Source organism: Clostridium sp. MCC353, from assembly GCF_018785315.1.
In the GTDB taxonomy this organism is placed as follows: domain Bacteria; phylum Bacillota; class Clostridia; order Lachnospirales; family Lachnospiraceae; genus CHH4-2.
The window spans coordinates 6,533-32,173 of sequence record NZ_WQPN01000132.1 but is presented as its reverse complement, the minus strand read 5'-3'; the positions used below and the strand labels follow the sequence as shown (position 1 = coordinate 32,173).

Genomic DNA, 25,641 nt, shown 5'->3' with positions numbered 1-25,641 from the left:
TATTACCGTTTACTATTGTATTATTTTAGCCGTTTAAAGTCAAGGGTTTTCCTTTTAATATGGCGCGGTTACTGTTTACAGCCCACGCTGGCGGACCCGGCCTGGCGGCCGTGCCGCTTTGCGGGTACGCCAGCGTGGGCTTTGAACAGTAACTGCGAAGTGGGGCTAGGGTTCGACAATCGGAAACAGCGGCTGAAATGTCACGGTATATTCTGTCATTTCTTCCAGCACATCCTGATTCCCTTCTATTTTTATTAATTTTTTCCATAATTCCTTTTTTCCGGCAATGACCGCTGCCAGCGCCTGGCGGGGCATCTTTAGAACCGCGTCCGGCTGGCCGTCCCTGCACCGCCCTTTGGTATAAAGCAGGACTCCGCAGTAGAAATGCACATAATATTCCTCTCCCGTATCCGTTATCCTGAAATCCATGCGGATATCCTTATCCGCTGATTTTTCACAGTCAATCATCATTCCCAGGTAGTCAAACATCATTTCCGTATCCATGCAGCGGACCACATCTCCCGCATCCGTGGCCCGGCCTTCGGGATTGCACACGATTCCATTGCGCAGCTCAAAAGCGCCCATCAAATAGGCGTTGCGCCACGGGCCGCTTTCCGACTGATATCCCAGCTGTTCCATGGCATCGGCGCAGAGCAGGCGGGCTTTTTCATTTCCCGGATCAGCGAATACAATTTCATTGCACACTTTGGCCACCCACTGGTACTCTCCCTTTTCCATGTCTTTTTCCGCCTTTAACAGTATGGCATCGGCTCCGCCCATGTATTCCACCATTTTCCGGCCCTCATCCGACGGCGTGAGAGGATTTAAATTGACCGGATTTCCATCGTACCAGCCCATATAGCGCTGGTATACCGCTTTCGAATTGTGGGAAAGGGTGCCGTAATAGCCTCTGGTATACCACACCTGTTCCAACTGCCTGGGCAGACGGATTAAATGGGATATTTCATTGGGCGTATACCCCTGGTTTAAATACATCACCGTCTGGTCATTGATATACTTATAGACAGCGGCAGTATTTTCCAGATATTCGTTGATATCTTCTTTTCCCCAATGAGGCCAGTTATGGGCTGTAAACACCACCCCGGCCTCCTGCCCCCAAAGCTGCTGCGCTTCAAATATATAACCGGCCCAGGCATTGCCGTCCCGCACCTGGGTTCCTCTCAGAGTATACAGATTATGCATGGTGGCATTGCACAGCTCCGCCATCCACAAAGCCTTAAACTGGGGCAGATACCAGCACATCTCAGCAGGGGATTCCGTATCGGGAGCCATCAAAAATTCGAACTCCACGCCGTCAATCACCCTCTTATCACCTGTCTTTTGTATCTCATCGGTGGGCCTTATAAATGTAATCAGCCCTTTGGACTGCCCCATGCCGATTCCCATGCTCAAAGTCCCCGTCTTTCCCTGGGGCAGGCTGGGGCCGTACTGGTAAGAGCTGCGGCGGGCAACGGCCCGGAACGTATAACAATTTTCATTCACCGCATGATGCATATAGTCATGGGGAACAATGAGGGGAATTTTCCCCTCCAGAATCTCCTTTTCCTTTACGATTCCTTTGATTCCCCCAAAATGATCCGTATGGGGATGGCTGATCACAATAGCGGAAACGGGCCGTTGGCCAAGGTTTTTATTGATCAGTTCCATAGCCGCCCTGGCGCACTCACAGCTGATTAACGGATCGAATACCACCCAGCCATGTTCCCCTTCCACCACAGTCAGATTGCTCATATCATACCCTCTGACCTGATAGATGCCGTCCACCACTTTGAAAAGCCCGTACTGATGGTTTAAATGGGCATTGACCCAAAGGCTGGGGTTGATCGTCTCATCCACCTGGCTTTCATCCCTCAAAAATTCAAATCCCTTCTGGCTCCAGACCACCTTTCCGCTGTCATCCCTGATCTCCAAATGTTCCGGCGCATCGATCAGGTTCTTTTTCGCGCATTCAAATTCCCTCTTGTCGTTAAAATCCAAAATATCATAAAATTTCGTATTCTCTTCCCTGGTAAACAGGCTGGCCGGTTTTACCTGTCTCGTGTACTCATACATATAAATTCCTCCTATCGGCTGAAATGATAAAATCGCAACGGTTCAGACAGGTCTGAACCGTTCATGTAAAATCCCCACTTGTGACAGAGGGATTTTGTTGATAAAATAAACATAACAGTTCAGGACATCCGATGCTTCTTGACCGGCTTTCCCGTTCAAGAAGATACGCCCCCCAGAACAGCTATCGATAAATAAATGTAAAATAACGGCGGCAGAACCGCCCCGGGAGAAAAGAAATGTCCAGTTCCGAAATCACAAAAACTTCAATCGTCACCGCCGCCAAGACACTGCTCAAAAAACGGCCCATAGAAAAAATATCCACCAGCGACATCACAAATGCCTGCGGCTTAAACCGCAACACCTTCTACTATCATTTCAAGGATAAATACGAAATTCTGGAATGGATCTTCATCCACGAGGTCAAACCGTCTCTGGATCCTTATATGAGGCTGGGCAACTGGCCGGAAAGCGCGGTAACCCTCTGTGAACTCATGCGCCTGGAACCGGAATTCTACGGCAATGCCCTTAAATCCGGACAAAACCGCCAGGGCTCCTTCGTCGGGATTCTGGAAACTTATTTTAAAGAATTCTTCATTCAAAGCGGCGCAGACCACTATGACCGTCTGGGCCTGAGCTGGGAAAACAGGGAGATGGTGGCGCGGTTCTACAGCCACGCAGTCATCGGTATCATCTGCGACTGGGTGGCGTTCGGCATGAAAAAAGATCCCCGTAAGATGGCTGAGATCATACATCTGGTGCAGGAACAGAAACTGTTCTTATGATTCCTCCTGCTCCATTTCCGCTCTCATTATCATTTTCTCTCTTTTTCCATCTTAGGGCAAAAACAGCCGGATTGGTATGGGCAATCATCGCAAATGCCTAAAAATCAGGCAGAATTTGAAAAATGCCTATACCAATCCGGCTGTTTTATTGATCTGTTTTATTGATCTGTTTTATTGATCTGTTTTATTGATCTGTTTTATTAATCTGTTTTTTCGGTCATCTCTTTAATTACCGTAAGAATCTGGTGGGCTGCCTCCTGCTTGCTCATCTTTTCAAGTTCCGTGACGGAATCCCTGGTTATCAAAGTCACCACATTGGTATCCGTGCCGAATCCGGCCCCCTCCACCTTTAAGTTATTGGCCACAACCATGTCGATGTGCTTCTTCTCCAGCTTCTTGGCCGAATTCTCCAGCATATTCTGGGTCTCCATGGAAAAGCCGCATAAAAACTGGCCTTCTCTGCGGTGAGAGCCTAAGTATGCCAGGATATCGTCGGTCCGCTCCAGCTCTATGCTCATATCTCCGTCGGTTTTCTTCGTCTTTTCCGTGCCAACATGGGCGGGCCTGTAGTCCGCCACCGCTGCCGCCTTGATGATGATATCCTGTCCGGCGCTCACATCCGTCACAGCCTCAAACATCTCCCTGGCGCTGGTTATATGCACTGTCTTCACAAACCTGAGCTCCGGCAGGGAAACCGGGCCGCTGACAAGGGTTACCTCAGCTCCTCTTCTGGCCGCCGCCTCCGCAATGGCATATCCCATCTTTCCGGTAGAGTGGTTGGTGATGAAGCGGACAGGATCAACCGCCTCTCTGGTCGGTCCGGCGGTCACCAGGATCTTCTTTCCCGCCAGATCCTTTTCAAAGGCCAGTTCCTGGATGATGTGGTCGAACAGTTCCTCCGGCTCCGGCATCTTCCCGGCCCCGGTATCGCCGCAGGCCAGATAACCAACCGCCGGTTCCACCACTTCCATGCCGTATTTCCTGCATATATCCAGATTATCCTGAACCACCGGGTTCACATACATATTGGTATTCATGGCCGGCACAACGATCTTCTTACACCTGCATGCCAATGCGGTTGTGGTCAGCATATCATCCGCAAGCCCATGAGCCAGCTTTGCGATCACATTGGCCGTGGCCGGGGCCGCCATGAAAATATCCGCCCTCTTCGCAAGGGCCACATGCTCCACATTGTGCTGAAAATTCCTGTCAAAGGTATCCACCAGACATTTATTCCCTGTCAGCGATTCAAATGTTATGGGATTTATAAAATTAGTGGCATTGCGGGTCATGATCACCTGCACATCCGCATGCTGTTTTTTAAGCATGCTGGCCAGGCTGGCAATCTTATAAGCGGCAATCCCGCCTGATACACCTAAAACTACAGTTCTGCCTTTTAACATCATTCTCCTCCATTCCGTCTATACTGGGATTTTCCGTATCCTCTAAGCATCAAAAAAGCCGCTAACCGGAAACTCTCTCTGCGTTGTGTTCTAAAAAAAAGTATGGTAGGATTATAGCATATCCAGAAGACAATTGAAAGGAGTCAAACCATGATTTTAGCAATCGACATGGGCAATACGAATATCGTAATCGGAGGTATCGATGACGAAAAAACATATTTTGTAGAGCGCATCACCACCACTCATGTAAAGACAGCATTGGAATATGCCATTAATTTTAAAAATATTTTTGAAATCCATCAGATCGACCCGCGGACCATAGAAGGAGCCATCCTCTCTTCCGTTGTCCCGCCGTTAAACGCGGCCATTTCTTCCGCAGTCAATAAAATCTGCGGAATGCGGCCTATGATCGTAGGCCCAGGCATGAAAACCGGCCTTAACATCATAATGGACAATCCCCGCAACGTGGGAAGCGATTTAATCGTGGATTCCGTTGCCGCCATCAATGAATATCCCTGTCCGATCATTATCATAGATATGGGAACCGCCACCACCATGTGTGTTGTGGACCCGGCAGGCAACTACATCGGCGGGGTCATTTTACCGGGCCTTAAAATTTCCCTGGAGACCCTAAGCAGCAAAACGGCCCAGCTTCCTCAGATCAGCCTGGAAATCCCGCAGAAAGTCATTGGGAAAAATACCATCGACTGTATGAGGAGCGGCATCATGTACGGCAACGCCGGAATGATCGACGGCATCATCGAACGGATGGAATCAGAACTGGGCCAGCCAGCCACAGTTTTAGCCACAGGCGGCCTTTCCCGGTTTGTCACTCCGTTGTGTAAACATAAGATTATATATGATGAATCTTTATTATTAAAGGGGTTGCTCATTTTATTTAAGAAAAATAAATAGTAAGAAAAAACTGGTAATTTATTTTCTGCCTCAGACAGTATAAAACCTGATCTCCGTGTACATCATTCATGTATAGGTTTAACCAAAATGAATGATGCGGAGGTAAGGATATGCCTGTATACAAAGTAGAAATCTGCGGTGTTAATACTGCAAAATTACCACTATTGAGCAACGATGAAAAAGAAGCGTTATTCAAACGAATCCTGGACGGTGACAAAGAAGCCAGAGAACAATACATTAAAGGGAATTTAAGACTGGTACTTAGCGTAATACAGCGTTTTTCCAGCAGCAATGAAAATGTGGACGACCTGTTCCAGATCGGCTGCATCGGCTTAATCAAAGCCATTGATAATTTTGATATCACACAGAACGTGCGCTTTTCCACCTATGCGGTTCCTATGATTTTAGGTGAAGTACGCCGTTATTTAAGAGATAACAATTCAATCCGCGTCAGCCGTTCTCTGCGGGATACCGCCTACAAGGCCATCTACGCCAAAGAAGGCCTCATGAAAAAGAATCTGAAGGAGCCTACCATTATGGAAATCGCAGATGAAATAGGCGTGAGCAAAGAAGAGGTGACCTATGCCCTGGACGCGATCCAAACCCCTGTCAGCCTGTACGAACCGGTTTACACTGATGGCGGCGACCCTCTTTACGTCATGGACCAGATCAGCGATAAAAAGAATCTGGAAGAAAACTGGGTGGAGGACATTTCCCTGGGCGAAGCCATGAAACGCCTTCCCGAGCGCGAACGCCACATCATAGACATGCGCTTTTTCGAAGGCAAAACCCAGACCGAAGTAGCCGAAGAAATCAATATCAGCCAGGCCCAAGTGAGCCGCCTCGAAAAAAATGCTTTGAAGAGTATGAGGAATTACCTTAATTGATTGGTGAAAGGGACGCCCAAAAGGAAGGGATGACGGGGGACGAGGGCTGGATGACTGGTTCAGCGATTTGTTGGGGCCGGCGGCAGTTCTTAGGCTGAAAGGGTGGGAAATGAAGGGGAAATCGCTGGCCTCAAAGCCAGCGATTTAGAGAACCTGAATCGAAAATTTCTTCAGAAATTCTTCGATGAATGTTCTCGGTACCCTTCATTTCCCACCCTTTCGGCCTTAGAACTGCCCCGGCCCCAACCATGAGCTGAAACGGTCATCCAGCCCCCGGCCCCCGCTCCCGCGTCCGGCCGGAGAACCGGGAAGCGCTCTTTGCGGACCTATTCAAAACGGACAATTTCTTTTTTAAGACGCTTCATAATCTTTTTCTCCAGACGGGAAATATAGGACTGGGAGATGCCCAGCAGGTCGGCTACCTCTTTCTGGGTCATTTCGTTGCCGTCTTCGTTGGTCAGTCCGAAACGCAGTTCCACGATCTTCCGCTCCCTGGGAGAAAGGCGGCTGATGGCTGTTTTTAACAGTTTCTTTTCGATCTCGTCTTCCATGTCACGGTAGATGATGTCTTCATCCGTGCCTAAGATGTCGGATAGGAGCAGTTCATTGCCGTCCCAGTCCACATTCAGCGGTTCGTCGATGGAAACCTCCATTTTTACCTTGTTATTTCTCCTCAGGTACATGAGAATTTCATTTTCGATACAGCGGGACGCATATGTGGCCAGCTTTATGTTTTTTTCGGGATTAAAGGTGTTGATCGCTTTGATTAAACCGATGGTTCCTATGGATATCAGATCTTCCACTCCCACGCTGGTGTTGTCAAATTTCTTCGCTATGTAGACCACCAGGCGGAGATTGTGTTCAATTAAGGACGCTTTGGCTTCCTTATCTGCTTCAGTTCCCAGTTTACTGATCATACTGGCTTCATTCTGGCTGTCCAGCGGAGCGGGGAGTATGTCTGCCCCTCCTATGTAGTGGACCTCGCCCTGTTTCTGGAAAAGCAGGGTCGTGAACCCTGGTTTGGATTTGAACTGGAAACGGTTTGGTATGGATACTTTTATTATCATGGATATCTCCTCCTTATTGGTTTTATTCGCCCTCTGCGACTTCCTCTTCATTTAAAAGCATCTGATATTCCCCGCCTGGGGACAAAGGCTGTCTGCTGATCGCTATTAAGGGCTTATGAACAGTTGTATAGGTTCCGTCTTTTTCGACTACCATGGAATCCAGATAGATGCCCGGCATCATGCCCTGACCGCCCACTGACTGAAAAGGGATGAAGACAACTCCCGGAACCTGGTCACAGAAATCCGTGCAGGCCTGGTAATCCAGAATATGTACCGGCCTGTGGCTCACAGGCTCATATAAATGATTTCCGGTGTCCACCAGGGCCTTGAAGGTTCTGGTCTGCTCCCCATAGGTCAATGTGACGGGGTATAGATGGCGGATCCTCTGTCTGACTTCCAGAAAAATGCGCCACAGCCCTATGGAAATGAAATACGAACAGGCGGTATAAAAGATCCAGAGATGCGTATGCTGGTAAAAAGCATATGCCGCCCCTGCCAGACAGACGGTCGCAAGATACAGTCCGGCCAGATATTTGATCAGTTCCCGCATGCCGTGAACCGGAAATGCAATCTTAATCATCAGGGAACTGACGGCCAGCCATGTAATCATCATTTCCACGAATACAGGCAGAACAGGCCACGCAGCCGCAATACATGCCCACAGGGCACCTAAGCCTCCGGCCGCGGCGATTCTCACCCAGGTCGTATTTCCCTTGAGAATAATTCTCAATGTATTGAGGACAAGACAGTCCATAACGAAATTAATCAGAAACAATACATCAATATATAAAACATGGGTCACCAGTCGTTTTTCCACCTCCCTGCGCATTTTCTCAGTCGATTAAACTGCTAAGGTACATTATAGCCAGTTCAACTTTCATATTTTGTCAAACCATGTAGGGCAATCATTTATTTTCATCGGGAATTTTCTACAGATTTTGGACTTGAAATCCCTGACTTATTAAGGTTTCCCCCGCATCTGACAGTCAACTCCGAAAACCCCGGGTTAATAATTTTCAATTTCAGGCTGCCTTCTGATCTGTTAGAATAGAGTTAACACTTTTTCACCTGTTTCCATTAAAAAATGGGGAAATATGCGGATAAATCATGTCATAAAAAAAGAAAAGCTGTCTGCTCTCCCAAAACGGGAATGCAGGCAGCCTTTACCACCAACTCAGATTCATCCAAAAAGCATAAAATTAACCACGAGTTAATTTTATATCCTTATATTTAACAAAAGTTCAATTGTGACTATATGCTGGAACTGTTACAATAAAATCACAGCCTCCTCCAGGCCGTCATCCCGGTAAGACCGGTAATAAAAACTTAAAAAGGGAGAACAAAATGCCGATCAATTATGTCATAAAAGAAAAAAGAAAGGAACTGGGACTAACCCAGGAGCAAATAGCAGTCTGTCTAGGAGTATCCACCCCTGCTGTCAACAAATGGGAAAAAGGTGCCGCTTATCCCGACATCACCCTCCTCCCTCCCCTTGCAAGGCTTCTGAAAGTGGATATAAATACCCTGCTCTGCTTTAATGAAACCTTAACTGAACAAGAAGTCCGCCATTTCATAACCAAACTATCGCAGGTCATACAAAAGGATGGCCTTGATTCAGGATTTAAGACAGGGATCGAAAAAGTCAGAGAATACCCAAACTGCGGGCAGCTCATCCATTTAACGGCTGTTACTCTGGAAATGGCCCTTCTCATGTCAGGAATCCATACGGAAGAAAAGAAACAATACGAAGACCAGATCCTGGCCTTATACGAACGGAACATAGGCTGTGACAACGAATCCATCCGGATCAGATCCACCTACATGCTGGCTTCCAAATATATGAATCTGGGCGTTTACGATAAAACCCAGGAACTCCTGAACCTTCTGCCGGACCAGGAAACTCCGGATAAAAAGCTGCTGGAAACCGACCTTCTGATCCATCAGAACCGCTTAGACCAGGCGGAAGAATTATTGGAACGCAGGCTGATAACCAAGATCAACGAGATCATGATGCTTTTTTCCAAACTGGCGGATATCGAATTAAAGCAGGGAAATGAGCAGAATGCCGCCCACATCGCCGACGTTTTCTCCAATACTGCAAAACAACTGGAATTATGGGATTACTCACGCTGCGTCCTCCCCCTCAGCGTAGCGGTCGGACAACAAAACATCCCCAAAAGCCTTTCCATCCTGGAATCCATACTCTCCGCCGCCGAAAAGCCATGGGACACAGAAAAAACCGTCCTATACCGGCATATCAAAAATCCAGCGCCCGAAGCCAGCACCTCCACATTTGCCTCCGCCATGCTGCCCCCTCTCCTCTCCGAACTGGAAAGCAGCCCCAAATACAACTTTTTACACTCCACTCCCCAATTTCAGCACCTAATCCACTCCTACCGCTTAAAATACCCCTCCGAGCCACCTAAGTCTTAACCCGCCAACCAACCAAAGAAACGCCCCGCCCTTTACCCTTTACTCTTTCCCCCAAGAAACCCGGCATATACAACTCCATTTCTCTCAGCCAGAGAACACCAGCCGAAAAGCTGGGCGAAGCGCCGGCCGGAGGGCAGGGATTTGGAACTGGACCGGAGGGTCCGGGAGCGGACGGGCGTGGAAGCCATCTGCCAACCGTTTAGTGGAACTTAGTGCGCAGGGATGGAAAAAGACGGGCAGAAACTGAAAACCGAATCAGTTTCTGAGATGCCCACTGAACGGTGAAGTCCATAAAGAGTTCACCGTGAATGGGCATCGGACCGTCTTTTTCCATTCCTGCACACTTAGTTCCACTTACGGTTTGCAGCAGGCTTCCATGCCCGTCCGCTCCCGGCCCCTCCGGCCCAGTTCCAAATCCCTGCCCTCCGGCCGGCGCTTCGCCCAGCTTTTCGGCGTAACCTTCTCTTCCCACAACACAAAAGCAGCAGGAGTTCAACTTCCCGCTGCTTTGTTCCTATATTATTCACTTCAATTACTGTCTCTTATTCTTTAAGAAATCCGGAATATTAATCTGCATCTCTTTATTAGCCGCCGGACGGAATGTGGTCTGCGGAGTTGCAGGCGTATACGGCGGCGTATAGGTGGTAGCCGTCTCTTTCTGTGGCTGCACAGACGGCTGGGGAGCCGCTTGAGAAGCCGCTGTCTTAGGCTTAAACTTATAAAATTCATCGATTGGCTTTTCCACCTGCTTTGTGCTGGCACTCATACCGCTGGAGGAAGCGTCCAGACCGGTTGCGATAACCGTAATGCTGGCTTCGTCCTGAGCAGTTTCATCATACATGGCACCGAATATAATATTGGCGTCATCACCGGCCAGTTCCTGAACATAGCTGGCAGCCTCATTGGCTTCGATCAGGCTGATATCGCCGGAAATATTGATGATAACATGGGAAGCGCCTTCAATGGTTGTCTCAAGAAGAGGGCTGGAAACTGCCTGTTTAACAGCTTCAATGGCCTTGTCGTCGCCTTTTGCCTTACCGATACCGATGTGTGCGATGCCTTTGTCGATCATGACAGTCTGGATATCGGCGAAATCCAGGTTGATTAAGCCGGGAACATTGATCAAATCAGTGATTCCCTGTACGGCCTGCTGAAGAACTTCGTCCGCTTTTTTAAGAGCGTCCGGCATAGTAGTCCTTCTGTCGACGATCTCTAATAATTTATCATTAGGAATTACAATCAGCGTGTCTACACTTTCTCTTAAACGGTCTAAACCGTTAAGTGCGTTGGCCATACGTGTCTTTGCTTCAAAACGGAACGGTTTTGTCACAACGCCTACTGTCAGGATTCCCATATCTTTTGCAATCTTAGCAACCACCGGCGCCGCGCCGGTTCCGGTTCCGCCGCCCATACCGCAGGTAACGAACACCATGTCCGCTCCCTTCATAGCCTGTGCAAGCTCTTCTGAGCTTTCCTCAGCCGCCTTTTCACCGATCTCCGGTTTAGCCCCTGCACCAAGTCCCTTGGTGAGTTTCTCGCCGATCTGCATAGCTGTAGGAGCCTTACAGAACTGCAATGCCTGCTTGTCCGTATTCACTCCGATAAACTCAACACCTGCGATATTCTCATCAATCATGCGGTTTACTGCGTTGTTACCAGCGCCGCCAACACCTATCACTATGATTCTGGCAGAATTTTCTGCTTCATTTATTTTAATCTCTAACAAGAACGTATCCTCCTTTAGCGCACTGCAATCTATCTATTTGTTCCACACTAACTGTAATCCTAAAACTAGTCTATGTAATACTATATTTTATTTCAACAAAAATATCAACCACTTTTTTATAACTTTTTTAAAAACATATTATAACACTATTTCCTGATAAAGGAAAACCACATATCTCCCTTGGTTTCATCATAGGTGTCCAGATACAGGGTTCCTGCCTTCCCTTCCAGTACCGGGAGCTGGTCCCGCAGGGTGGCAATCTTTCCGCTGATCTCACTGTTATCTCCCAAAACCACCGCGATCTCTCCGATATGAAGGGTGGCTTGTCCATGGCTGTCGTACTGGATCTTGTCCACTGCGATCTCATACATGGTTAAAACCTGGGTCAGATTGAGAATCTCTTCAAAGATTTTCTGGTTTTCCACCGGAAGAGGCTGGTGCAGGACGATATGCCCGAATTTCAAACCGGTAATCCATGGAATACCGTCCAGTTTTGTCCCTGTGCTCTCCACGATTATGCCGTCCTTATCGAAATACATATAACTGCTCATATAAGACACATAACCGACCACACTTTTCTCATATACAATGATCTCCACCTGGTTTAACCCCTGGAACACAATTTTATAATCCTCCACAAAAGGAATCTGCTTATGAGGCTGAAACTTATCCCGCAAATAGCAGAAAAAAGTGTTCCAATCCCATTGGTCATGTAAAACCAGCTCTACAATTTCTTCATCCGTATACTGCTTATTCCCGGATACCGTTACGGTCTTTATGTTAACAGAAAGTACCAGTATTCCGGCAGTTAACAGGACTGCCAGAACGATACCGATTATGGTTTTCCCTTTGTTTCTTGAGGAATCTGTCATATTTATTCTCCTGTTTCAGGATACCTGGTATTCAATCTCTGCGCCCAGGCATCTCAAATCCCTGCATATGTCTTCATAGCCCCTCATGATATGGCAGCACTGTCCGATTTCCGTCTTCCCTTCTGCAGCCAGCGCGGCCACCACCAAAGCGGCTCCTCCCCTTAAATCCCTGGCCTCGGTACAGGCTCCGGTAAGTGGAAAACTTCCCTCAATCCGGGCTTTCCGCTCATGGGTCCTGATCTTAGCGCCGAGTTTGATCAGCTCTTTTGCTGTCTCAAATCTTCCTTCGAATACATTTTCAATCAATACGCTGTCCCCTTCCGCTACGGACATAACAGCCATAACCTGGGACTGGAGGTCCGTTGGGAACTGAGGATAGGGCCCTGTCTCCAGTTTAAGCGGCAGAGGCCTTGATTTCATAGTTAAGAGAATTCTTCTGTCCTCCGCTTCAATGGCCATCCCCATCCTTTTAAACTCCGCCAGAACCCGTTCCATGTGCTGGGGGCGGATTCCGTTCAGCACGGCGTTTCCGCCGGCCGCTGCCACTGCCGCCATATAGGTTCCAGCCACAATCCTGTCACCGGCTACACGATAGACCGAATCATGAAGCTTCCGGCCTCCGGCAATGCGCAGAACCGGGGTTCCTGCGCCTTCGATATGAGCCCCCATATTAATAAGGAAAAGACACAGTTCTTCAATCTCCGGTTCCCGGGCGGCTCCATGGATGATGGTATCCCCCTCCGCCCGTACAGCCGCCATAAGGGCATTCTCCGTCGCTCCCACACTGGGATAAGATAACCGGATCTCACTGCCCTTTAAACAGCAGGCCCGGGCATATACATGCTCATCCTTTTCCAGAATTTCGGCCCCAAGACGTCTCAGGGAATACAAATGCAGATCAATGGGCCTCTTGCCGATGGAACAGCCCCCCGGATACTGGGTAACGGCTTCCCCGCACCGCCCTAAAAGCGCGCCCAGAATCATGATTGAAGAACGCATGCTTCTGACGTAGCTTTCAGGTATGTCGGCTGAAGTGATGGAAGACGCATCGATCACCATCCTGTGACCTTTAAAACTGCAAACACATCCCAGATATTCTAAAATCCCCATCATACAAAATACATCCTGTATTCTGGGGACATTTTCAATAACTGTTGTTCCTGTATTCAGAATAGCCGCTGCCATCATAGGAAGAACCGCATTTTTCGAACCCTGGATTTCAATCTCACCTTTTAAGGAATGTAACCCTTCAACCTGAATCGTAGACAATCTGCTACCTCCCACGGTTTTATATATTATATCCTATGTAAAAAAGGTTAAGAGTGAACCTTGTTCAAACCAGGTTTCCTCCTGCGTATGTAATTATTTTTCTAACTTTATCTGATTTGCCACACTTAAAACCATCCCCATCTCAATCATGAGGAACAAAACCGACGTGCCTCCGTAACTGATAAACGGCAGGGTGATTCCCGTGTTGGGAATTGTATTGGTAACGACCGCAATGTTCAGTATAACCTGAATTGCGATATGGGCCATAACGCCAACTACGATCAGGCCGCCGAATAGATCAGGGGCATTGCCCGCAATCAGCATGAAGCGGTAAATCATAAATAAGAAGATCAGAATGACCGATACCGCGCCAAACAGCCCCAGCTCTTCACAGATGATGGAAAAGATCATATCGTTCTGGGCCTCAGGCACGAATCCCAGCTTCTGAATGCTCTCTCCCAGGCCTTTGCCCACCAGTCCGCCTGAACCAATGGCATAAAGCCCCTGAAGCACCTGATAACCGCCGGTTGAAGGGTAAGCCTCCGGATCCAGCCACACGTTGATACGGCTCAGCTGATAAGGCTTTAAGATCTTCATGGCCGTCAGCGCATGGGCTATGGGCGGTGCGAAAATGATGCCCGACGCCCCGAAAATTCCGCATAGAAAAAAGGGCCACTTCTTCTTGCATGCAATAAACAGCATGACAAAGGCGATTCCGCATATGATGATGCCGGAACTCAGGTTATTCATTGCCACCAGCCCCGCCAGGGGAAGGGTGATTAAAATGACCACCACCACGGCTTTCAGCTTGTTGATGTTCCTTCCCATCAATGTGATCACAGTGGCTAAAATAACAATCAGGGTGATTTTAACCAGCTCCGTGGGCTGAAACGACAGCGGGCCGATGCCCAGCCATCTCTTTTTACCGTTTACTTCGCGACCGAACAGAGATACCGCCACCATCAGGATAAACGAGAGGATATAAGCAAAAACGGCAAACTTGGCATACCAGTGGTAATCCATCTTGGAAATGACGATCATCATGATAAAGCCGCCCAGGGCAATCTTGGCCTGCCTCGCCATAAAATAAGCGGCATTATCGTATTTTAACTGCGCCGTGTAGGAGCTGGCGCTGTAAATCATGATCAGACCGAATATGGTCAGGAAGATGATGGTAAAAAGCAGGCTGTAATCATAAAAACGTCGGACTTTCTTCTTCTTTTTCTCCATCCTGTTCCTCCTTCCCTGATGCCTGGTTCCGGTTTTGTGTTATGATTACAGATTTCTTACACATTCTTTGAAAATCTCGCCGCGCTCTTCGTAATTGCTGAACATGCCCCAGCTTGCGCACGCCGGCGATAAGAGGACGCAGTTGCCGGAATCCGCGTAAACGGAACACACCCGGACTGCCTCTGCCATATCTTCCGCGTACATGATATCCGTAAAGCCATGGGCTTTGGCACATTCCGCAATCTTATCTCTGGTCTGGCCGATCAGCACCATATAGCGTACTCTGCCTTCAAAGGCTTCAATCCATTCATCATACTCCGAATTCTTATCGTAACCACCGGCAATGAGAATGATGGGGCCCGGCATGGCCTTGATGGCCTGGATCGCTGCATCCGGATTGGTTCCCTTGGAATCGTTGTAGTATTTAACGCCAAAGCGCTCCATGACAAACTCGATCCGGTGTTCCACAGCTTTAAATTCCTTCACCACTTTTGAGATGATCTCCATGGGAACGTTCATATTGACTGCAATGGCCACAGCAGCCATCACATTCTCATAACTGTGTTTTCCCAACAACTGGAGTTCATGTATATCCACCACTTGTGTCATCTTTCCGTCATGCTTATATATAATCATATCATCATCCAGATAAACGCCTTCATCCAATTTCTGGGAACTGCTGAAAAATACCACCTTGGGCAGCAGGCCTTCACTCTTTCCGAATTCGCGCAATACGGCATCCTCATAATTCAAAACGCAGACATCTTCTTCCGTCTGGTTCATGGTAATGCTCTCCTTCACCTGGATATAGTTTTCCATGGTATGATGGCGGTTTAAGTGATCCGGGGTAATATTCAAAATAGCGCTGACATTTGGCCGGAAGTCCATGATGGTTTCCAACTGGAAGCTGCTGACCTCAGCAACCGTAACCGTATCATCTTCTGTGCTGAGAGCGATCTCAGTATAAGGAATTCCTATGTTTCCCACCACAAAGACGCTTTCATAATAAGCTTTCATGATCTCCCCTGTCAGGGCGGTGGTTGTGGTCTTTCCATTGGTTCCGGTGATTGCGGCCAGCTTTCCTTTGGAACAGTGGTAAGCCAGCTGGATCTCACTCCAGATCGGAATCTTTAGATCATCCAATACGGCCACGAACGGGGCTTCTAACGGGATTCCGGGGCTGATGATGCACAGTTCCACCCCCAGAAGGTCGGAACGCTTTAAATCGCCTAAAACAACCGTCACTTTGGAGGAATCTTCAAAATTCCCTTTCAGTTCATCCGGGTCCTGATTCATGTTTCCATCGTAAAGAACAACCTCTCCCCCAATCTCCAGAAGAAGTTTAGCTGCTGAAATTCCACTTTTACCTGCACCTGCAACGATAACTTTCTGACTCATGTTCTTTCCTCCTATAATCCTAAGTATGCGACCAGACAGAGAATAGCGGTCGTAATGGAAAATACGGCAACAACCCTGGTTTCAGACCATCCGCACAGTTCGAAATGATGGTGGATCGGCGCCATTTTAAAAATACGTTTTCCGCCTGTCTTTTTAAAATAAGTAACCTGTATGATAACAGATAATACCTCTACCAGATAAATAAGGCCGACAATGGCAATAAACAGGGGCATCCTCATCATAAACGCGCTGGCAGCCACAAAACCGCCCAGGGCCAGGGATCCCGTATCGCCCATAAAAACCTTGGCCGGATATACGTTAAATAAAAGGAAACCTAAAAGGCTGCCCACAACAGCCCCTGTGATCGGGCTGATGCCGCTCTCCTCGCCGATGGCGATGATGGTCATAAAAGTTGCAACCAATATGGTCACGCTTGTGCACAGGCCATCCAGACCGTCGGTGAAGTTCACCCCGTTGTCGGTTCCCAGCATGACAAAGAATACAAACGGAACGAAAAGCCAGTGAAGATCCATATACATACCGCTCTTAAAGCCGCCGGTAAAGGGGATCAGGATTTTTGTCCCCACTTCTCCCGAATTGACCAGATAATAGGTAAATATGCCTGTAATAATGATCTGGCCCACGATCTTCTGCATAGGATTCAGGCCCTCGGAACGCTTCATCACAATTTTAATATAATCGTCCAGGAAGCCGATAATACCAAAACCTACCGTAACAAAAAGCACTGGAATTATCTTTGGATAAGATCGGATATAAAACAAAGACGTAATGATAATGCTGGTTAAGATCATCAGGCCGCCCATGGTAGGCGTGCCGGATTTTTTCAAATGAGCCTGGGGACCATCCTCCCGGACCTGCTGGCCAAATTTCAGTTTGTGAAGAAATGGTATCACTATCGGACACAAAACCGCGCTGATAGCGAAGGCTATAATAATTGCCAATATCGTTTCATTAATCATATCGCACCTCAAATTCTTATGTATACATTCAGTCAATAGTATACGTCTTTTTCCCCGAATAATCAACCATAGATTCGAAACGCCGCAGCAGTTTCTTCCTGTTCTGCTTCTATTCCCAAATAAGGAAGAATGTTCTTAAAAATGTCGGCAACCACAGGCGCCGCGATGGTTCCTCCGTAGTAAATTCCCACCGGTTCATCGATGGTAATCAGCGCGATTACCTGGGGATCATTGGCAGGTGCAAAGCCGATAAACGAAGAGATATAGCGTTTCAGGCTTCTGGGGAGTTTTTCCGAAGTGGCCGTTTTTCCGCCGATCCGGTACCCCTCAAGCGCCGCCTTTTTTCCGCTCCCTTCCGATACCACCTTTTCCAGAATGAATCTCATGGTTTCGCTGGTTTCTTCTGAAACAATGCCCTTTTGGACAGGGTATTCAAAGGTATGGATTACATCTCCGTCCTCATTGACCGCATTTACGCCGAAATGCGGGGTGATCCGGTTACCGCCGTTTATGATGGACGAAACTGTGGTTATGAGCTGCATGGGAGTGATCTGAAAGGACTGGCCGAAAGAAACGGTGGCCAGTTCCACCAAGCCCATGTTCTCTTTTTTATGCATGATTGTGGCTGCTTCTCCCGGCAGGTCCACGCCGGTCTTTCCCTTCAGGCCGAACTGGGTAAAATACTTATAATAAGCGTCCACTCCCAGCCTCTGCCCCACATCGATGAATACCGGGTTGCAGGAATTCATGGCTCCCTGAAGAAACGTCTCGCCTCCGTGGCCTCCTACCTTGTGGCACCGGATTTTCCGGTCTTCCACCACCCGGAATCCGGGGCAGGAAAATGTATCCTCCAGCCTCACAACGCCTTCCTCCAGCCCCGCCGCTGCGGTGATGATCTTAAAGGTGGAGCCCGGTTCATAGGTGTCGTTGATACACGTATTTCTCCACATCTGGTTTAACAGTTCCTGCTTTTCTTTTCCTGAAACAGCTTCCTCCGTTTCGTAATTCAAAGTAAACGGTTCATTTAAATTGAATTCCGGGGCATTAACCATGGCCATGATTTCACCATTCTTCGGGTTCATGATGATGACAGAAACACGTTTTGCCCCTTTTTTCTCCATTACCTGATAAGCTGCCTGTTCGGCATACTTTTGAATATTCACATCCAGGCTGATATGCAGGTCATTTCCCGCAATCGGCTCCACCCTGTCTTCAAATGCATTCTCTATCTCGATTCCCGCCGCGTCCGTCATGGTGAGAATCGTTCCGTTCATTCCCTTTAAATAATCTTCGTATTTCACTTCCAGGCCGATGATGCCCTGATTGTCCCCTCCGGTAAATCCCAGCACCTTGGATGCCAGGGAATCATAGGGATAATAACGCTTGTAATCCTCATCCACTTTGACTCCGGCCAGATGATAGGTTCTGATCTTATCTCCCAGCGCTTTATCCACGTTGGTCTTGACAATCTCCCGGGAACTGTACTTTTCCACCTTTTTTCTGATCGCTTCCTCTTCAATCCCCAATTCTTCGCTGAGCACCGTTACCACGGTGTCAGGGTCTTTGATCTGATTGTGGATGACGGAAATGGTACAGACGGTCCGGTTTGTGGCTATTACAACTCCATTGGCATCAATGATATTGCCTCTGGCGGCTTTAATGGTTCTTTCTCTCTCATGAAGGTCCTGTGCCATGGCACTGTAATGCTCTGAGCGGAAAACCATAAGAAAAAACAGCCGTCCCATCAGTCCCACCATGGCTAAACATGACAGGAGACACAGGATGGCTATCTTTCCCCGATGATGCGTTTTATTTGAATTCATAACCTGTTCCATCCATCACTCATTGTTACAGTATATGACAGAACTGGATTTTTATGAGTTTCTAAAATGGATTTGCCGGGATTGTTTCAACCGGCTGGGTGTTATCCAGCCCCGGCGGCTTGCCCGGAAGCTCCTGTTCGCCCTCTTCTGTCCCTCCTGCAGGCGCTTCTTCTTCCGGATAGGTCTGCGGTTGGGCTGGCTGGGTTTCTGCTTCTGTCTCCTGTTCTCCGCCCGTTTCAGGCGCCGTCTGGCTCTCTCCTGCCGCCGGTTTGGCGCCCTCTTCCGGCGTATTAGTTCCTTCCTGCGGCTTTTGCGGGGCCGTGGTTTCCTCCGGTTCCACCGGAATCTCAGAAGTTGGAAATACGTTCAGGTACGGCAGCATCTGGGTCATAATTTTCTGAAACAGGCTGCTGGCAAATGTGCTGTGTGCCTGCTGCTCGCCAGGCGGCAGGTTTGGCGTATCGATTACCACATATAAAAATACCTGTGGGTCGTCTGCGGGCGCGAATCCGGCAAATGATACCAGATAATTCTTGTCGGCACGTGGATATTTTTCCGCGGTTCCTGTCTTTCCTCCCACTTCATATCCCACAACTCTGGCCCCTTTTCCCGTTCCCATAGGGTCGTTAACGGTCTTATCCAGGGCTTTTTTTATGAAATCACTGGTGGATTCCGAAACGGTTTCTCTCACCAGCCTGGGTTCTACCTTGTTCACCACAGCTCCCTGCTCATTGAGCACCTGCTTTACCACATGGGGTTCATAATAAGAACCGCCATTGATGATGGAGCAGAATGCCGCAGCCAGCTGGACCATGGTACAGTTATAGTTCTGTCCGAAGGAGTTGGTAGCAAGGTCCGCGGCGCCCATATCGTCTGCATTGAAAAGCAGGGTGCTGGTTTCTGCCTCTCCCGGGAGATCAATGCCGCTTCTGCTTCCAAATCCAAATAACCTCTGGTATTTTGCAAACCGGCTGCGCCCGGTCTGGGCGGCAATCTGCATCATGGCGTCGTTACAGGATACCATCAGGGACTGCTCTAAAGTTAACAGGCCATGGCCGTACTTGTTGGAACATTTAATTCTCCAGCCGCCCACTTCCTGATATCCGTCGCAGACATAGGTGCTGTTGGCATTGATCAGCCCTTCTTCCAGGGCGGCCGCTACGGTGAAGATTTTGGAAGGGGAACCCGGTTCATAGGTATCGCTGACACAGAAGTTTCTCCACTTCTGGTTCCAGGCCACCAATTGGCCCAGGGAGAGCACTTCCTCTTTGGTGTAATGCTCGTAGATTTGGTCTTCGGTGATCTTATTGCCGTTGTTCTTTCTCTTATAATCATCCATGGCTTCTTTTTCACCGAGAGCGGTCAGCTCCGTATCCGTATATCCGCTCAAATCCCTTGGATTATTCAGATCATAGGTATGGCTGGTAGCCATTCCCAGTATCTCTCCGTTATTGGGATTCATGGCCAGCACAGCGGTCGTCTTGCCGCCCAGTTCCGCTTCAAACTGTTCGATATTCTTTTCAATGATATTCTGCACATTAACGTCAATGGTGGAAACCACCGTATTGCCGTTTTCCGCTGGTTTAATCACCCGTTCCAGGTTGGAGTCATCATTCAGATAGCCGTATTCCCTGCCGTTTATCCCAATCAGGGTGTTGTTGTAATACTGTTCAATGCCCCCGGTGCCGAGCTTGCCGTCACTGGAGGAAAATCCGATTACGTTGCAGGCCAGGGAATTGTAAGGGTATACCCTCCTGTATTCATCTTCAAACCAAACGCCTTTGACTCTGGCCTGAGAATCATTCTTATAGTTGGCCTGGTTTGTCTCTTTCACCAGTTTCTCAAACTCCTCTTTCTGATCCAGAGACAATTTTCTGCTGTATCTTACATACTGTATATCCTGTTTTTCCTTAATTAAATTCCTCAGTTCATTGGCATCATATCCGAAATACGTGGACAATGCCGTGACAGTAGCTTCCAGGAAATTCTTTTCATCCGACATGATCTGTTTCGGATCTAATATTAAATTGTAAACTTTTTCACTGATGGCCAGATAGGTTCCGTTCCGGTCCACAATATTTCCTCTCCGGTAAGGAATCACGCGGCTGTCATAGGACTGCTGGGACAGCACAATCTGGGTATAATCTTCATTTTTCTCTTTTGCCAAATTATAAAGGACCATCACCAATGCAAACAAAGCCAGCGTAATTACCAGAACGGTAATCGCCAGCTTTTCCTGCATGTATTTCTGAAAGGCCTTTTCTCGTTTAGGATTAGTGTTTCGGGATGTCTTCATACTGTCTTACATACTCACTTTCCGTCTTGTCATACAAAAGGACCTGATCTTTATTCGCATAAACCATCCCCAATTCCTCTGTAGCCACTTTAAAAACATAATCCAGATCGACGTAAGTATTAATTCTGGTTTCCAACGCATCATTCTGCGATTTCAGCACTTCCACCTCTTTTTCCAGATTTTCGATGTTATGAATTCTGGCTGTTATGGAAGATTGAATATGCAAATAATTAACACACAAATATAACGCACAAATTGCCGCAACTGTTAGCGCCAGCAGATATGGAAGATCCATATTAAGCGCTTTTTCCTGATTTCTTCTCACTGTATGGTCTACAGCAGAATGATGTTTGATTTCAGGTGTCCGCTTGGCCGGACGCTTTTCCGGAGAAGCAATCTTACGCACGGTATTACCTTCAATATACTCTTGGCGCCTGTTCACCGGCGCCTGACGTCTTGCAGCCATACTCCTATCCTCCCTTAAAACTTAAACGCGTTCGAAAACCCTGAGTTTAGAACTTTTCGACCGTTTATTCTCTGTCAATTCCTCTTCCGTCGGTATAATCGGTTTCCTCGTAACCACACGCCCCCTGCTCACTTTCCCACACATACAGACCGGAAAATCCGGCGGGCAGGTACAGGGGTTTTCATTGGTCCGGAACCTGTTTTTTACAATCCGGTCCTCAAGGGAATGGAATGTAATGATGCTGAGCCTTCCCCCCGGCTTCAGCAGCTCAATCATGGTATCAATAGAACTGTTAAGAACTTCCAGTTCCTGATTCAGCTCGATCCGAATCGCCTGGAACGTCCGCTTGGCCGGATGTCCTCCGGTAGCCCTTACTTTGGCCGGTATGGCCGCTTTAATGATCTCAATCAGCTCTCCGGTGGTTTCAATCGGCTTTTCCTGTCGCGCTTTTACGATATGTTTCGCGATGTTTTTGGCAAACCGGTCTTCTCCGTAATCCCGGATTATATGATATAATTCCATTTCATCATATGTATTAACGATGTCGGCCGCTGTCTGAGGATTCCTCTGATCCATCCTCATGTCGAGCGGGGCATCTTCTTCCCGATAAGTAAATCCTCTTTCAGCGGTGTCCAGCTGATAGGACGATACGCCAAGATCCAGATAGATCCCGTCCACCTTATCGATCCCTAACTCATTCAGTACTTCTTTCATGTTCCTGTAATTGTTCCTTACAATGGTCACCTTATCCGAAAACTGCTGTAAACGCTCTGAAGCTGCAGCGATGGCATCCGCATCCTGGTCAATCCCGATCAGACGCCCCTGTTCCCCCAAAAGAGAGCATACATGAAAGGCATGTCCTCCACCTCCCAGTGTCCCATCCACATAGATTCCGTCCGGCTTGACCGCCAGGCTCTCTATGGTTTCCTCTAACAGAACTGATTTGTGTTCAAACATTATATTCCCAGCCCTTCCATATTTTCAGCTATTTCTTCCATGTCATCGTAAGAGTTGGTTTCGTTCCAGGATTCCTTACTCCAGATTTCAATCCTGCTTCCGACACCTACAAGCACCGCTTCCTTCTCGATCTTTGCAAAATCGCGGAGGACTGACGGCAAAAGGATTCTTCCCTGCTTGTCCACTTCACAGGTGGTGGCTCCCGCCAGGAAAAATCTTGAGAATTTTCTGGCATTGGCATTGGTAAGAGGCAGCGCGTGGAGTTTTTCTTCAAGGGCTTTCCATTCGGAATTTTCATACACAAACAAACAGCCGTCCAGTCCCTTCGTCACAACGAATTCCTCTCCAAGCTGTTCCCTGAATTTAGAAGGTACGATAACACGTCCCTTCGCATCTACTGTATGATTATATTCGCCCATAAACATAGTAATCACCCAATCATACCACCTGGCAACCATTTGCTACCATTATCTACCACTTTGAACCACTTTCTACCACTTGTATAATCATTCTAGTATATTTGTAAGGAAATAGCAAGAAATTTTTCCAAAAAAAATCCCGAAAAAAAGAGGCGGCTGCGAACATTTCGCAACCGCCTCTACATATGCTTTTTATTTAATAACCTGCCACCATATATTGTTCGATCAATAAATCCAGCTCCACACTGTATTTATATATGATTTCATATTCTTTCTTGGAATCAATACTGTTGTTCAGCCGCTGTCTGGCCTCTTCTATCTTTGTAATTAATTCTTCTTTAGAAACTGTCATATCATTTTCTCCTCTTGTGCATTATATATTATGTTATTTCCCTCTCATCTGACATAATACATATACCGCATTCTGCAATCTGTCAATGGAGTTTTCCTGAAAGGAGAATCGTCTTAACAAGGACTCATGAATTCCTCTTTGATGCCTGGTGGGGAGATAAATGCTTTCTTTGATAGAAAATTACCGCCGCTGATACAACCACCATGACAAATGATAAAGCTTGTGACACCGGAATGCCCGTAGAGAACAGTATTAGCTGGTCGGTACGGAGCCCCTCTATCCAAAAGCGCCCAAAACCATATCCCAGAAGATAAATCCACATCATTTCACCTTCAAATTTCTTGTGTTTTCGATACCATAACATAAATGCCAATAATCCAAGATTCCACAAAGACTCGTACAAAAAAGTCGGATGCACCTGAATGTATTCAACACCTTCCTCCACAATCAAATGATCGACCAAATCCTGTGAGATCATACTTTCGTTTACTAAAGCCCGCCTGATTCTCATAGCAAAAAGACCGTCCGTATAACCACCGAAAGCTTCACAATTGAAGAAATTTCCCCAGCGGCCTATAATCTGCCCCGCCGTCAGACCTAATACTCCGGTATCTGCCATAGAGAAAAACGATATTTTTTTAACCTTTGAATATACTGCCAATGTAATAACTGCCGCTATTACCCCACCATAAATTGCCAAACCACCGGCCCTTATGTTAAATATCTGCCACAAGTCGTCTCTGTAATTATCCCACGCAAATACCACATAATAGATTCTTGCCCCTATGATGGAACATACAATTGCATACAAAGCAAATTCAAAATACAAATCCGGGTCTTGTCCCCGTCTTTCTGCATCTTTTTGAGCAATCCAAATGCCAGCAATCATGCCGATCACAATCATGACCGCATAAAATGCTATTCGGAATCCAAAGACGGTAACACTGCTCCGCAAATTGTCAATCGCAATTCCCAGGTTCACGAAACTTATGTCCGTCCCTTTTGTCACTTTTGATCTCCTTTCTGGGTTTTCTCTATTTTACCCCCAAAAATATCAAAAATCAATTTATTTCGCACGACATTATCCTTCACAAATCGACATTTGCGCGTTTAGTCCTTTTATTTTCAGGGATTCTATGATATTCTATAGAAGCTATTAAGAACGAAAGAAGGTAAATCATATGAAATTAGGGATTGTCGGCTTACCAAATGTAGGCAAAAGTACCCTCTTCAACTCACTGACAAAAGCGGGGGCAGAATCTGCCAACTACCCATTCTGTACCATAGATCCCAATGTGGGGGTAGTTCCAGTGCCGGACCACAGATTACAGCTTCTGGCTGACTTATACGACTCGGAAAAGATCACACCGGCCGTTATCGAATTCGTGGACATCGCCGGACTGGTAAAAGGGGCGTCCAAAGGGGAAGGTCTTGGAAACCAGTTCCTGTCCAATATCCGTGAAGTAGATGCCATCGTACATGTGGTCCGCTGCTTCGAGGATCCAAACGTAATCCACGTGGATGGATCTGTCGATCCTCTCAGGGACATCGAAACCATCGACCTGGAACTCATTTTCTCCGATCTGGAAATCCTGGAAAGAAGGATCGCAAAAACCCAGAAAGCCGCAAACAATGACAAGGCCCTGGCAAAAGAGCTGGTCATCTTAAAAGCCCTGAAAGAGCACCTGGAAAATGGAAAGCTGGCAAGAAGCATGGAGTGTTCCGATGAAGACGAGCTGGCCTTCATCGCATCCTTAAACCTGCTCACCTACAAACCGGTGATCTTCGCTGCCAATGTGGCGGAAGACGATTTGGCCGATGACGCGGCGGGCAACCCATATGTGCAGAAGGTGCGGGAATTTGCCGCTGAAAACAGCAGTGAAGTATTTGTCATCTGCGCTCAGATCGAACAGGAAATTGCAGAATTGGAAGAAGACGAAAAGAAGATGTTCCTGGAGGACCTGGGACTGAAGGAATCCGGACTTGAAAAACTGATCGCAGCCAGCTACAGCCTGTTGGGCCTGTTAAGCTACCTGACAGCCGGCCCCCAGGAAACCAGAGCCTGGACCATCAAAGCGGGCACCAAAGCCCCTCAGGCGGCCGGAAAGATCCACACCGATTTCGAACGCGGCTTCATCCGCGCCGAGGTGGTCAACTACCAGGATCTTTTAGACTGCAAAACTTACAGCGCGGCTAAGGAAAAGGGATTAGTGAGGCTGGAAGGCAAGGAATACGTGGTAAAAGACGGGGATGTTATACTGTTTAGGTTTAATGTGTAATTAGAGAACGTTAC

Annotated in this window: 23 protein-coding genes; 5 read left to right on the top strand and 18 right to left on the bottom strand. The window is 47.6% G+C overall.

Annotation, left to right across the window (positions count from 1 at the left end; genetic code table 11):
- Nucleotides 1–165 precede the first annotated feature (165 nt).
- On the bottom strand, nucleotides 166–2,073 hold the full coding sequence (locus GPL15_RS21645; RefSeq protein WP_215700757.1) for an alkyl sulfatase dimerization domain-containing protein: 1,908 nt from the start codon (nucleotides 2,071–2,073) through the stop codon (nucleotides 166–168).
- 236 nt (nucleotides 2,074–2,309) lie between these two features.
- Here GPL15_RS21645 and GPL15_RS21640 point away from each other — a divergent pair, with 236 nt between their 5' ends.
- A complete protein-coding gene (locus GPL15_RS21640) occupies nucleotides 2,310–2,855 on the top strand; it encodes a TetR/AcrR family transcriptional regulator C-terminal domain-containing protein (protein ID WP_215700756.1) in 546 nt (181 codons plus the stop codon).
- 200 nt (nucleotides 2,856–3,055) lie between these two features.
- On the opposite strand, the gene coaBC is transcribed toward GPL15_RS21640, so the two are convergent.
- The gene (coaBC, locus tag GPL15_RS21635; RefSeq protein WP_215700755.1) at nucleotides 3,056–4,258 is read right to left on the bottom strand and encodes a bifunctional phosphopantothenoylcysteine decarboxylase/phosphopantothenate--cysteine ligase CoaBC; all 1,203 of its coding nucleotides are present in this window, start codon (nucleotides 4,256–4,258) and stop codon (nucleotides 3,056–3,058) included.
- A 150-nt stretch (nucleotides 4,259–4,408) separates the two neighbouring features.
- Between coaBC and GPL15_RS21630 the strand changes: the two genes are divergently transcribed.
- Nucleotides 4,409–5,173, top strand: coding sequence for a type III pantothenate kinase (locus GPL15_RS21630; RefSeq protein ID WP_215700754.1), 765 nt, complete (start codon nucleotides 4,409–4,411; stop codon nucleotides 5,171–5,173).
- A 110-nt stretch (nucleotides 5,174–5,283) separates the two neighbouring features.
- Nucleotides 5,284–6,060, top strand: a complete 777-nt coding sequence (gene sigG, locus GPL15_RS21625; RefSeq protein WP_215700753.1) for an RNA polymerase sporulation sigma factor SigG — start codon at nucleotides 5,284–5,286, stop codon at nucleotides 6,058–6,060.
- Nucleotides 6,061–6,386: 326 nt separating this feature from the next.
- Here sigG and sigE read toward each other — a convergent pair whose 3' ends face one another.
- Nucleotides 6,387–7,127: an RNA polymerase sporulation sigma factor SigE gene (gene sigE, locus GPL15_RS21620; RefSeq protein WP_215700752.1), complete on the bottom strand. Its 741-nt coding sequence runs from the start codon at nucleotides 7,125–7,127 to the stop codon at nucleotides 6,387–6,389.
- 22 nt (nucleotides 7,128–7,149) lie between these two features.
- Nucleotides 7,150–7,944 (bottom strand): sigma-E processing peptidase SpoIIGA, encoded by a 795-nt coding sequence (locus tag GPL15_RS21615; RefSeq protein WP_215700751.1) that lies wholly within the window; start codon nucleotides 7,942–7,944, stop codon nucleotides 7,150–7,152.
- A 527-nt stretch (nucleotides 7,945–8,471) separates the two neighbouring features.
- Here GPL15_RS21615 and GPL15_RS21610 point away from each other — a divergent pair.
- The gene (locus GPL15_RS21610) at nucleotides 8,472–9,560 is read left to right on the top strand and encodes a helix-turn-helix transcriptional regulator (protein ID WP_215700750.1); all 1,089 of its coding nucleotides are present in this window, start codon (nucleotides 8,472–8,474) and stop codon (nucleotides 9,558–9,560) included.
- Nucleotides 9,561–9,759: 199 nt separating this feature from the next.
- On the opposite strand, the gene GPL15_RS21605 is transcribed toward GPL15_RS21610, so the two are convergent.
- The 14 genes from GPL15_RS21605 to lgt all read right to left on the bottom strand — a co-directional run bounded on the left by GPL15_RS21605 (nucleotide 9,760) and on the right by lgt (nucleotide 24,357).
- Nucleotides 9,760–10,032 (bottom strand): hypothetical protein, encoded by a 273-nt coding sequence (locus GPL15_RS21605; RefSeq protein WP_215700749.1) that lies wholly within the window; start codon nucleotides 10,030–10,032, stop codon nucleotides 9,760–9,762.
- A gap of 60 nt (nucleotides 10,033–10,092) precedes the next feature.
- Nucleotides 10,093–11,286, bottom strand: coding sequence for a cell division protein FtsZ (ftsZ, locus tag GPL15_RS21600; RefSeq protein ID WP_215700748.1), 1,194 nt, complete (start codon nucleotides 11,284–11,286; stop codon nucleotides 10,093–10,095).
- 146 nt (nucleotides 11,287–11,432) lie between these two features.
- Entirely contained in the window at nucleotides 11,433–12,158 is a 726-nt protein-coding gene (locus GPL15_RS21595) for an FtsQ-type POTRA domain-containing protein (RefSeq protein ID WP_215700747.1), read from the bottom strand.
- 15 nt (nucleotides 12,159–12,173) lie between these two features.
- On the bottom strand, nucleotides 12,174–13,427 hold the full coding sequence (gene murA, locus GPL15_RS21590; RefSeq protein WP_215700746.1) for a UDP-N-acetylglucosamine 1-carboxyvinyltransferase: 1,254 nt from the start codon (nucleotides 13,425–13,427) through the stop codon (nucleotides 12,174–12,176).
- A 93-nt stretch (nucleotides 13,428–13,520) separates the two neighbouring features.
- Nucleotides 13,521–14,657, bottom strand: coding sequence for an FtsW/RodA/SpoVE family cell cycle protein (locus GPL15_RS21585; protein ID WP_215700745.1), 1,137 nt, complete (start codon nucleotides 14,655–14,657; stop codon nucleotides 13,521–13,523).
- Between the two features lie 45 nt (nucleotides 14,658–14,702).
- Nucleotides 14,703–16,055 (bottom strand): UDP-N-acetylmuramoyl-L-alanine--D-glutamate ligase, encoded by a 1,353-nt coding sequence (gene murD, locus GPL15_RS21580; protein ID WP_215700744.1) that lies wholly within the window; start codon nucleotides 16,053–16,055, stop codon nucleotides 14,703–14,705.
- Nucleotides 16,056–16,066: 11 nt separating this feature from the next.
- Nucleotides 16,067–17,035 carry a phospho-N-acetylmuramoyl-pentapeptide-transferase gene (mraY, locus tag GPL15_RS21575; protein ID WP_215700743.1) on the bottom strand — a complete coding sequence of 323 codons (969 nt, stop codon included), beginning with the start codon at nucleotides 17,033–17,035 and terminating at the stop codon, nucleotides 16,067–16,069.
- A 62-nt stretch (nucleotides 17,036–17,097) separates the two neighbouring features.
- Nucleotides 17,098–18,858, bottom strand: coding sequence for a penicillin-binding transpeptidase domain-containing protein (locus GPL15_RS21570; protein WP_215700742.1), 1,761 nt, complete (start codon nucleotides 18,856–18,858; stop codon nucleotides 17,098–17,100).
- A 61-nt stretch (nucleotides 18,859–18,919) separates the two neighbouring features.
- Nucleotides 18,920–21,100, bottom strand: a complete 2,181-nt coding sequence (locus GPL15_RS21565; RefSeq protein ID WP_346345017.1) for a penicillin-binding transpeptidase domain-containing protein — start codon at nucleotides 21,098–21,100, stop codon at nucleotides 18,920–18,922.
- Nucleotides 21,101–21,131: 31 nt separating this feature from the next.
- Nucleotides 21,132–21,620 (bottom strand): septum formation initiator family protein, encoded by a 489-nt coding sequence (locus GPL15_RS21560; RefSeq protein ID WP_215700740.1) that lies wholly within the window; start codon nucleotides 21,618–21,620, stop codon nucleotides 21,132–21,134.
- Between the two features lie 21 nt (nucleotides 21,621–21,641).
- Nucleotides 21,642–22,580, bottom strand: a complete 939-nt coding sequence (rsmH, locus tag GPL15_RS21555; protein WP_346345018.1) for a 16S rRNA (cytosine(1402)-N(4))-methyltransferase RsmH — start codon at nucleotides 22,578–22,580, stop codon at nucleotides 21,642–21,644.
- Nucleotides 22,577–23,002, bottom strand: a complete 426-nt coding sequence (mraZ, locus tag GPL15_RS21550) for a division/cell wall cluster transcriptional repressor MraZ (protein WP_215700767.1) — start codon at nucleotides 23,000–23,002, stop codon at nucleotides 22,577–22,579. Before mraZ ends, rsmH begins: the two co-directional genes overlap by 4 nt.
- Nucleotides 23,003–23,192: 190 nt before the next feature.
- The gene (locus GPL15_RS21545) at nucleotides 23,193–23,348 is read right to left on the bottom strand and encodes an aspartyl-phosphate phosphatase Spo0E family protein (protein WP_215700738.1); all 156 of its coding nucleotides are present in this window, start codon (nucleotides 23,346–23,348) and stop codon (nucleotides 23,193–23,195) included.
- Nucleotides 23,349–23,472: 124 nt separating this feature from the next.
- Entirely contained in the window at nucleotides 23,473–24,357 is an 885-nt protein-coding gene (gene lgt, locus GPL15_RS21540) for a prolipoprotein diacylglyceryl transferase (RefSeq protein ID WP_215700737.1), read from the bottom strand.
- A gap of 172 nt (nucleotides 24,358–24,529) precedes the next feature.
- Between lgt and ychF the strand changes: the two genes are divergently transcribed.
- Nucleotides 24,530–25,627 carry a redox-regulated ATPase YchF gene (gene ychF / locus GPL15_RS21535; RefSeq protein ID WP_215700736.1) on the top strand — a complete coding sequence of 366 codons (1,098 nt, stop codon included), beginning with the start codon at nucleotides 24,530–24,532 and terminating at the stop codon, nucleotides 25,625–25,627.
- Nucleotides 25,628–25,641 lie beyond the last annotated feature (14 nt).

Excerpts from the sequence above, each read along its gene's own strand:
- GPL15_RS21610 (WP_215700750.1), top strand. The coding sequence starts at position 8,472 with ATGCCGATCAATTATGTCATAAAAGAAAAAAGAAAGGAACTGGGACTA.
- mraZ (WP_215700767.1), bottom strand. The coding sequence starts at position 23,002 with ATGTTTATGGGCGAATATAATCATACAGTAGATGCGAAGGGACGTGTT.
- murD (WP_215700744.1), bottom strand. The coding sequence starts at position 16,055 with ATGAGTCAGAAAGTTATCGTTGCAGGTGCAGGTAAAAGTGGAATTTCA.
- GPL15_RS21640 (WP_215700756.1), top strand. The coding sequence starts at position 2,310 with ATGTCCAGTTCCGAAATCACAAAAACTTCAATCGTCACCGCCGCCAAG.
- sigE (WP_215700752.1), bottom strand. The coding sequence starts at position 7,127 with ATGATAATAAAAGTATCCATACCAAACCGTTTCCAGTTCAAATCCAAA.
- GPL15_RS21595 (WP_215700747.1), bottom strand. The coding sequence starts at position 12,158 with ATGACAGATTCCTCAAGAAACAAAGGGAAAACCATAATCGGTATCGTT.
- ychF (WP_215700736.1), top strand. The coding sequence starts at position 24,530 with ATGAAATTAGGGATTGTCGGCTTACCAAATGTAGGCAAAAGTACCCTC.
- GPL15_RS21545 (WP_215700738.1), bottom strand. The coding sequence starts at position 23,348 with ATGACAGTTTCTAAAGAAGAATTAATTACAAAGATAGAAGAGGCCAGA.
- GPL15_RS21560 (WP_215700740.1), bottom strand. The coding sequence starts at position 21,620 with ATGGCTGCAAGACGTCAGGCGCCGGTGAACAGGCGCCAAGAGTATATT.
- GPL15_RS21630 (WP_215700754.1), top strand. The coding sequence starts at position 4,409 with ATGATTTTAGCAATCGACATGGGCAATACGAATATCGTAATCGGAGGT.
- GPL15_RS21565 (WP_346345017.1), bottom strand. The coding sequence starts at position 21,100 with ATGCAGGAAAAGCTGGCGATTACCGTTCTGGTAATTACGCTGGCTTTG.
- GPL15_RS21645 (WP_215700757.1), bottom strand. The coding sequence starts at position 2,073 with ATGTATGAGTACACGAGACAGGTAAAACCGGCCAGCCTGTTTACCAGG.
- GPL15_RS21570 (WP_215700742.1), bottom strand. The coding sequence starts at position 18,858 with ATGAATTCAAATAAAACGCATCATCGGGGAAAGATAGCCATCCTGTGT.
- sigG (WP_215700753.1), top strand. The coding sequence starts at position 5,284 with ATGCCTGTATACAAAGTAGAAATCTGCGGTGTTAATACTGCAAAATTA.
- coaBC (WP_215700755.1), bottom strand. The coding sequence starts at position 4,258 with ATGTTAAAAGGCAGAACTGTAGTTTTAGGTGTATCAGGCGGGATTGCC.
- mraY (WP_215700743.1), bottom strand. The coding sequence starts at position 17,035 with ATGATTAATGAAACGATATTGGCAATTATTATAGCCTTCGCTATCAGC.
- GPL15_RS21585 (WP_215700745.1), bottom strand. The coding sequence starts at position 14,657 with ATGGAGAAAAAGAAGAAGAAAGTCCGACGTTTTTATGATTACAGCCTG.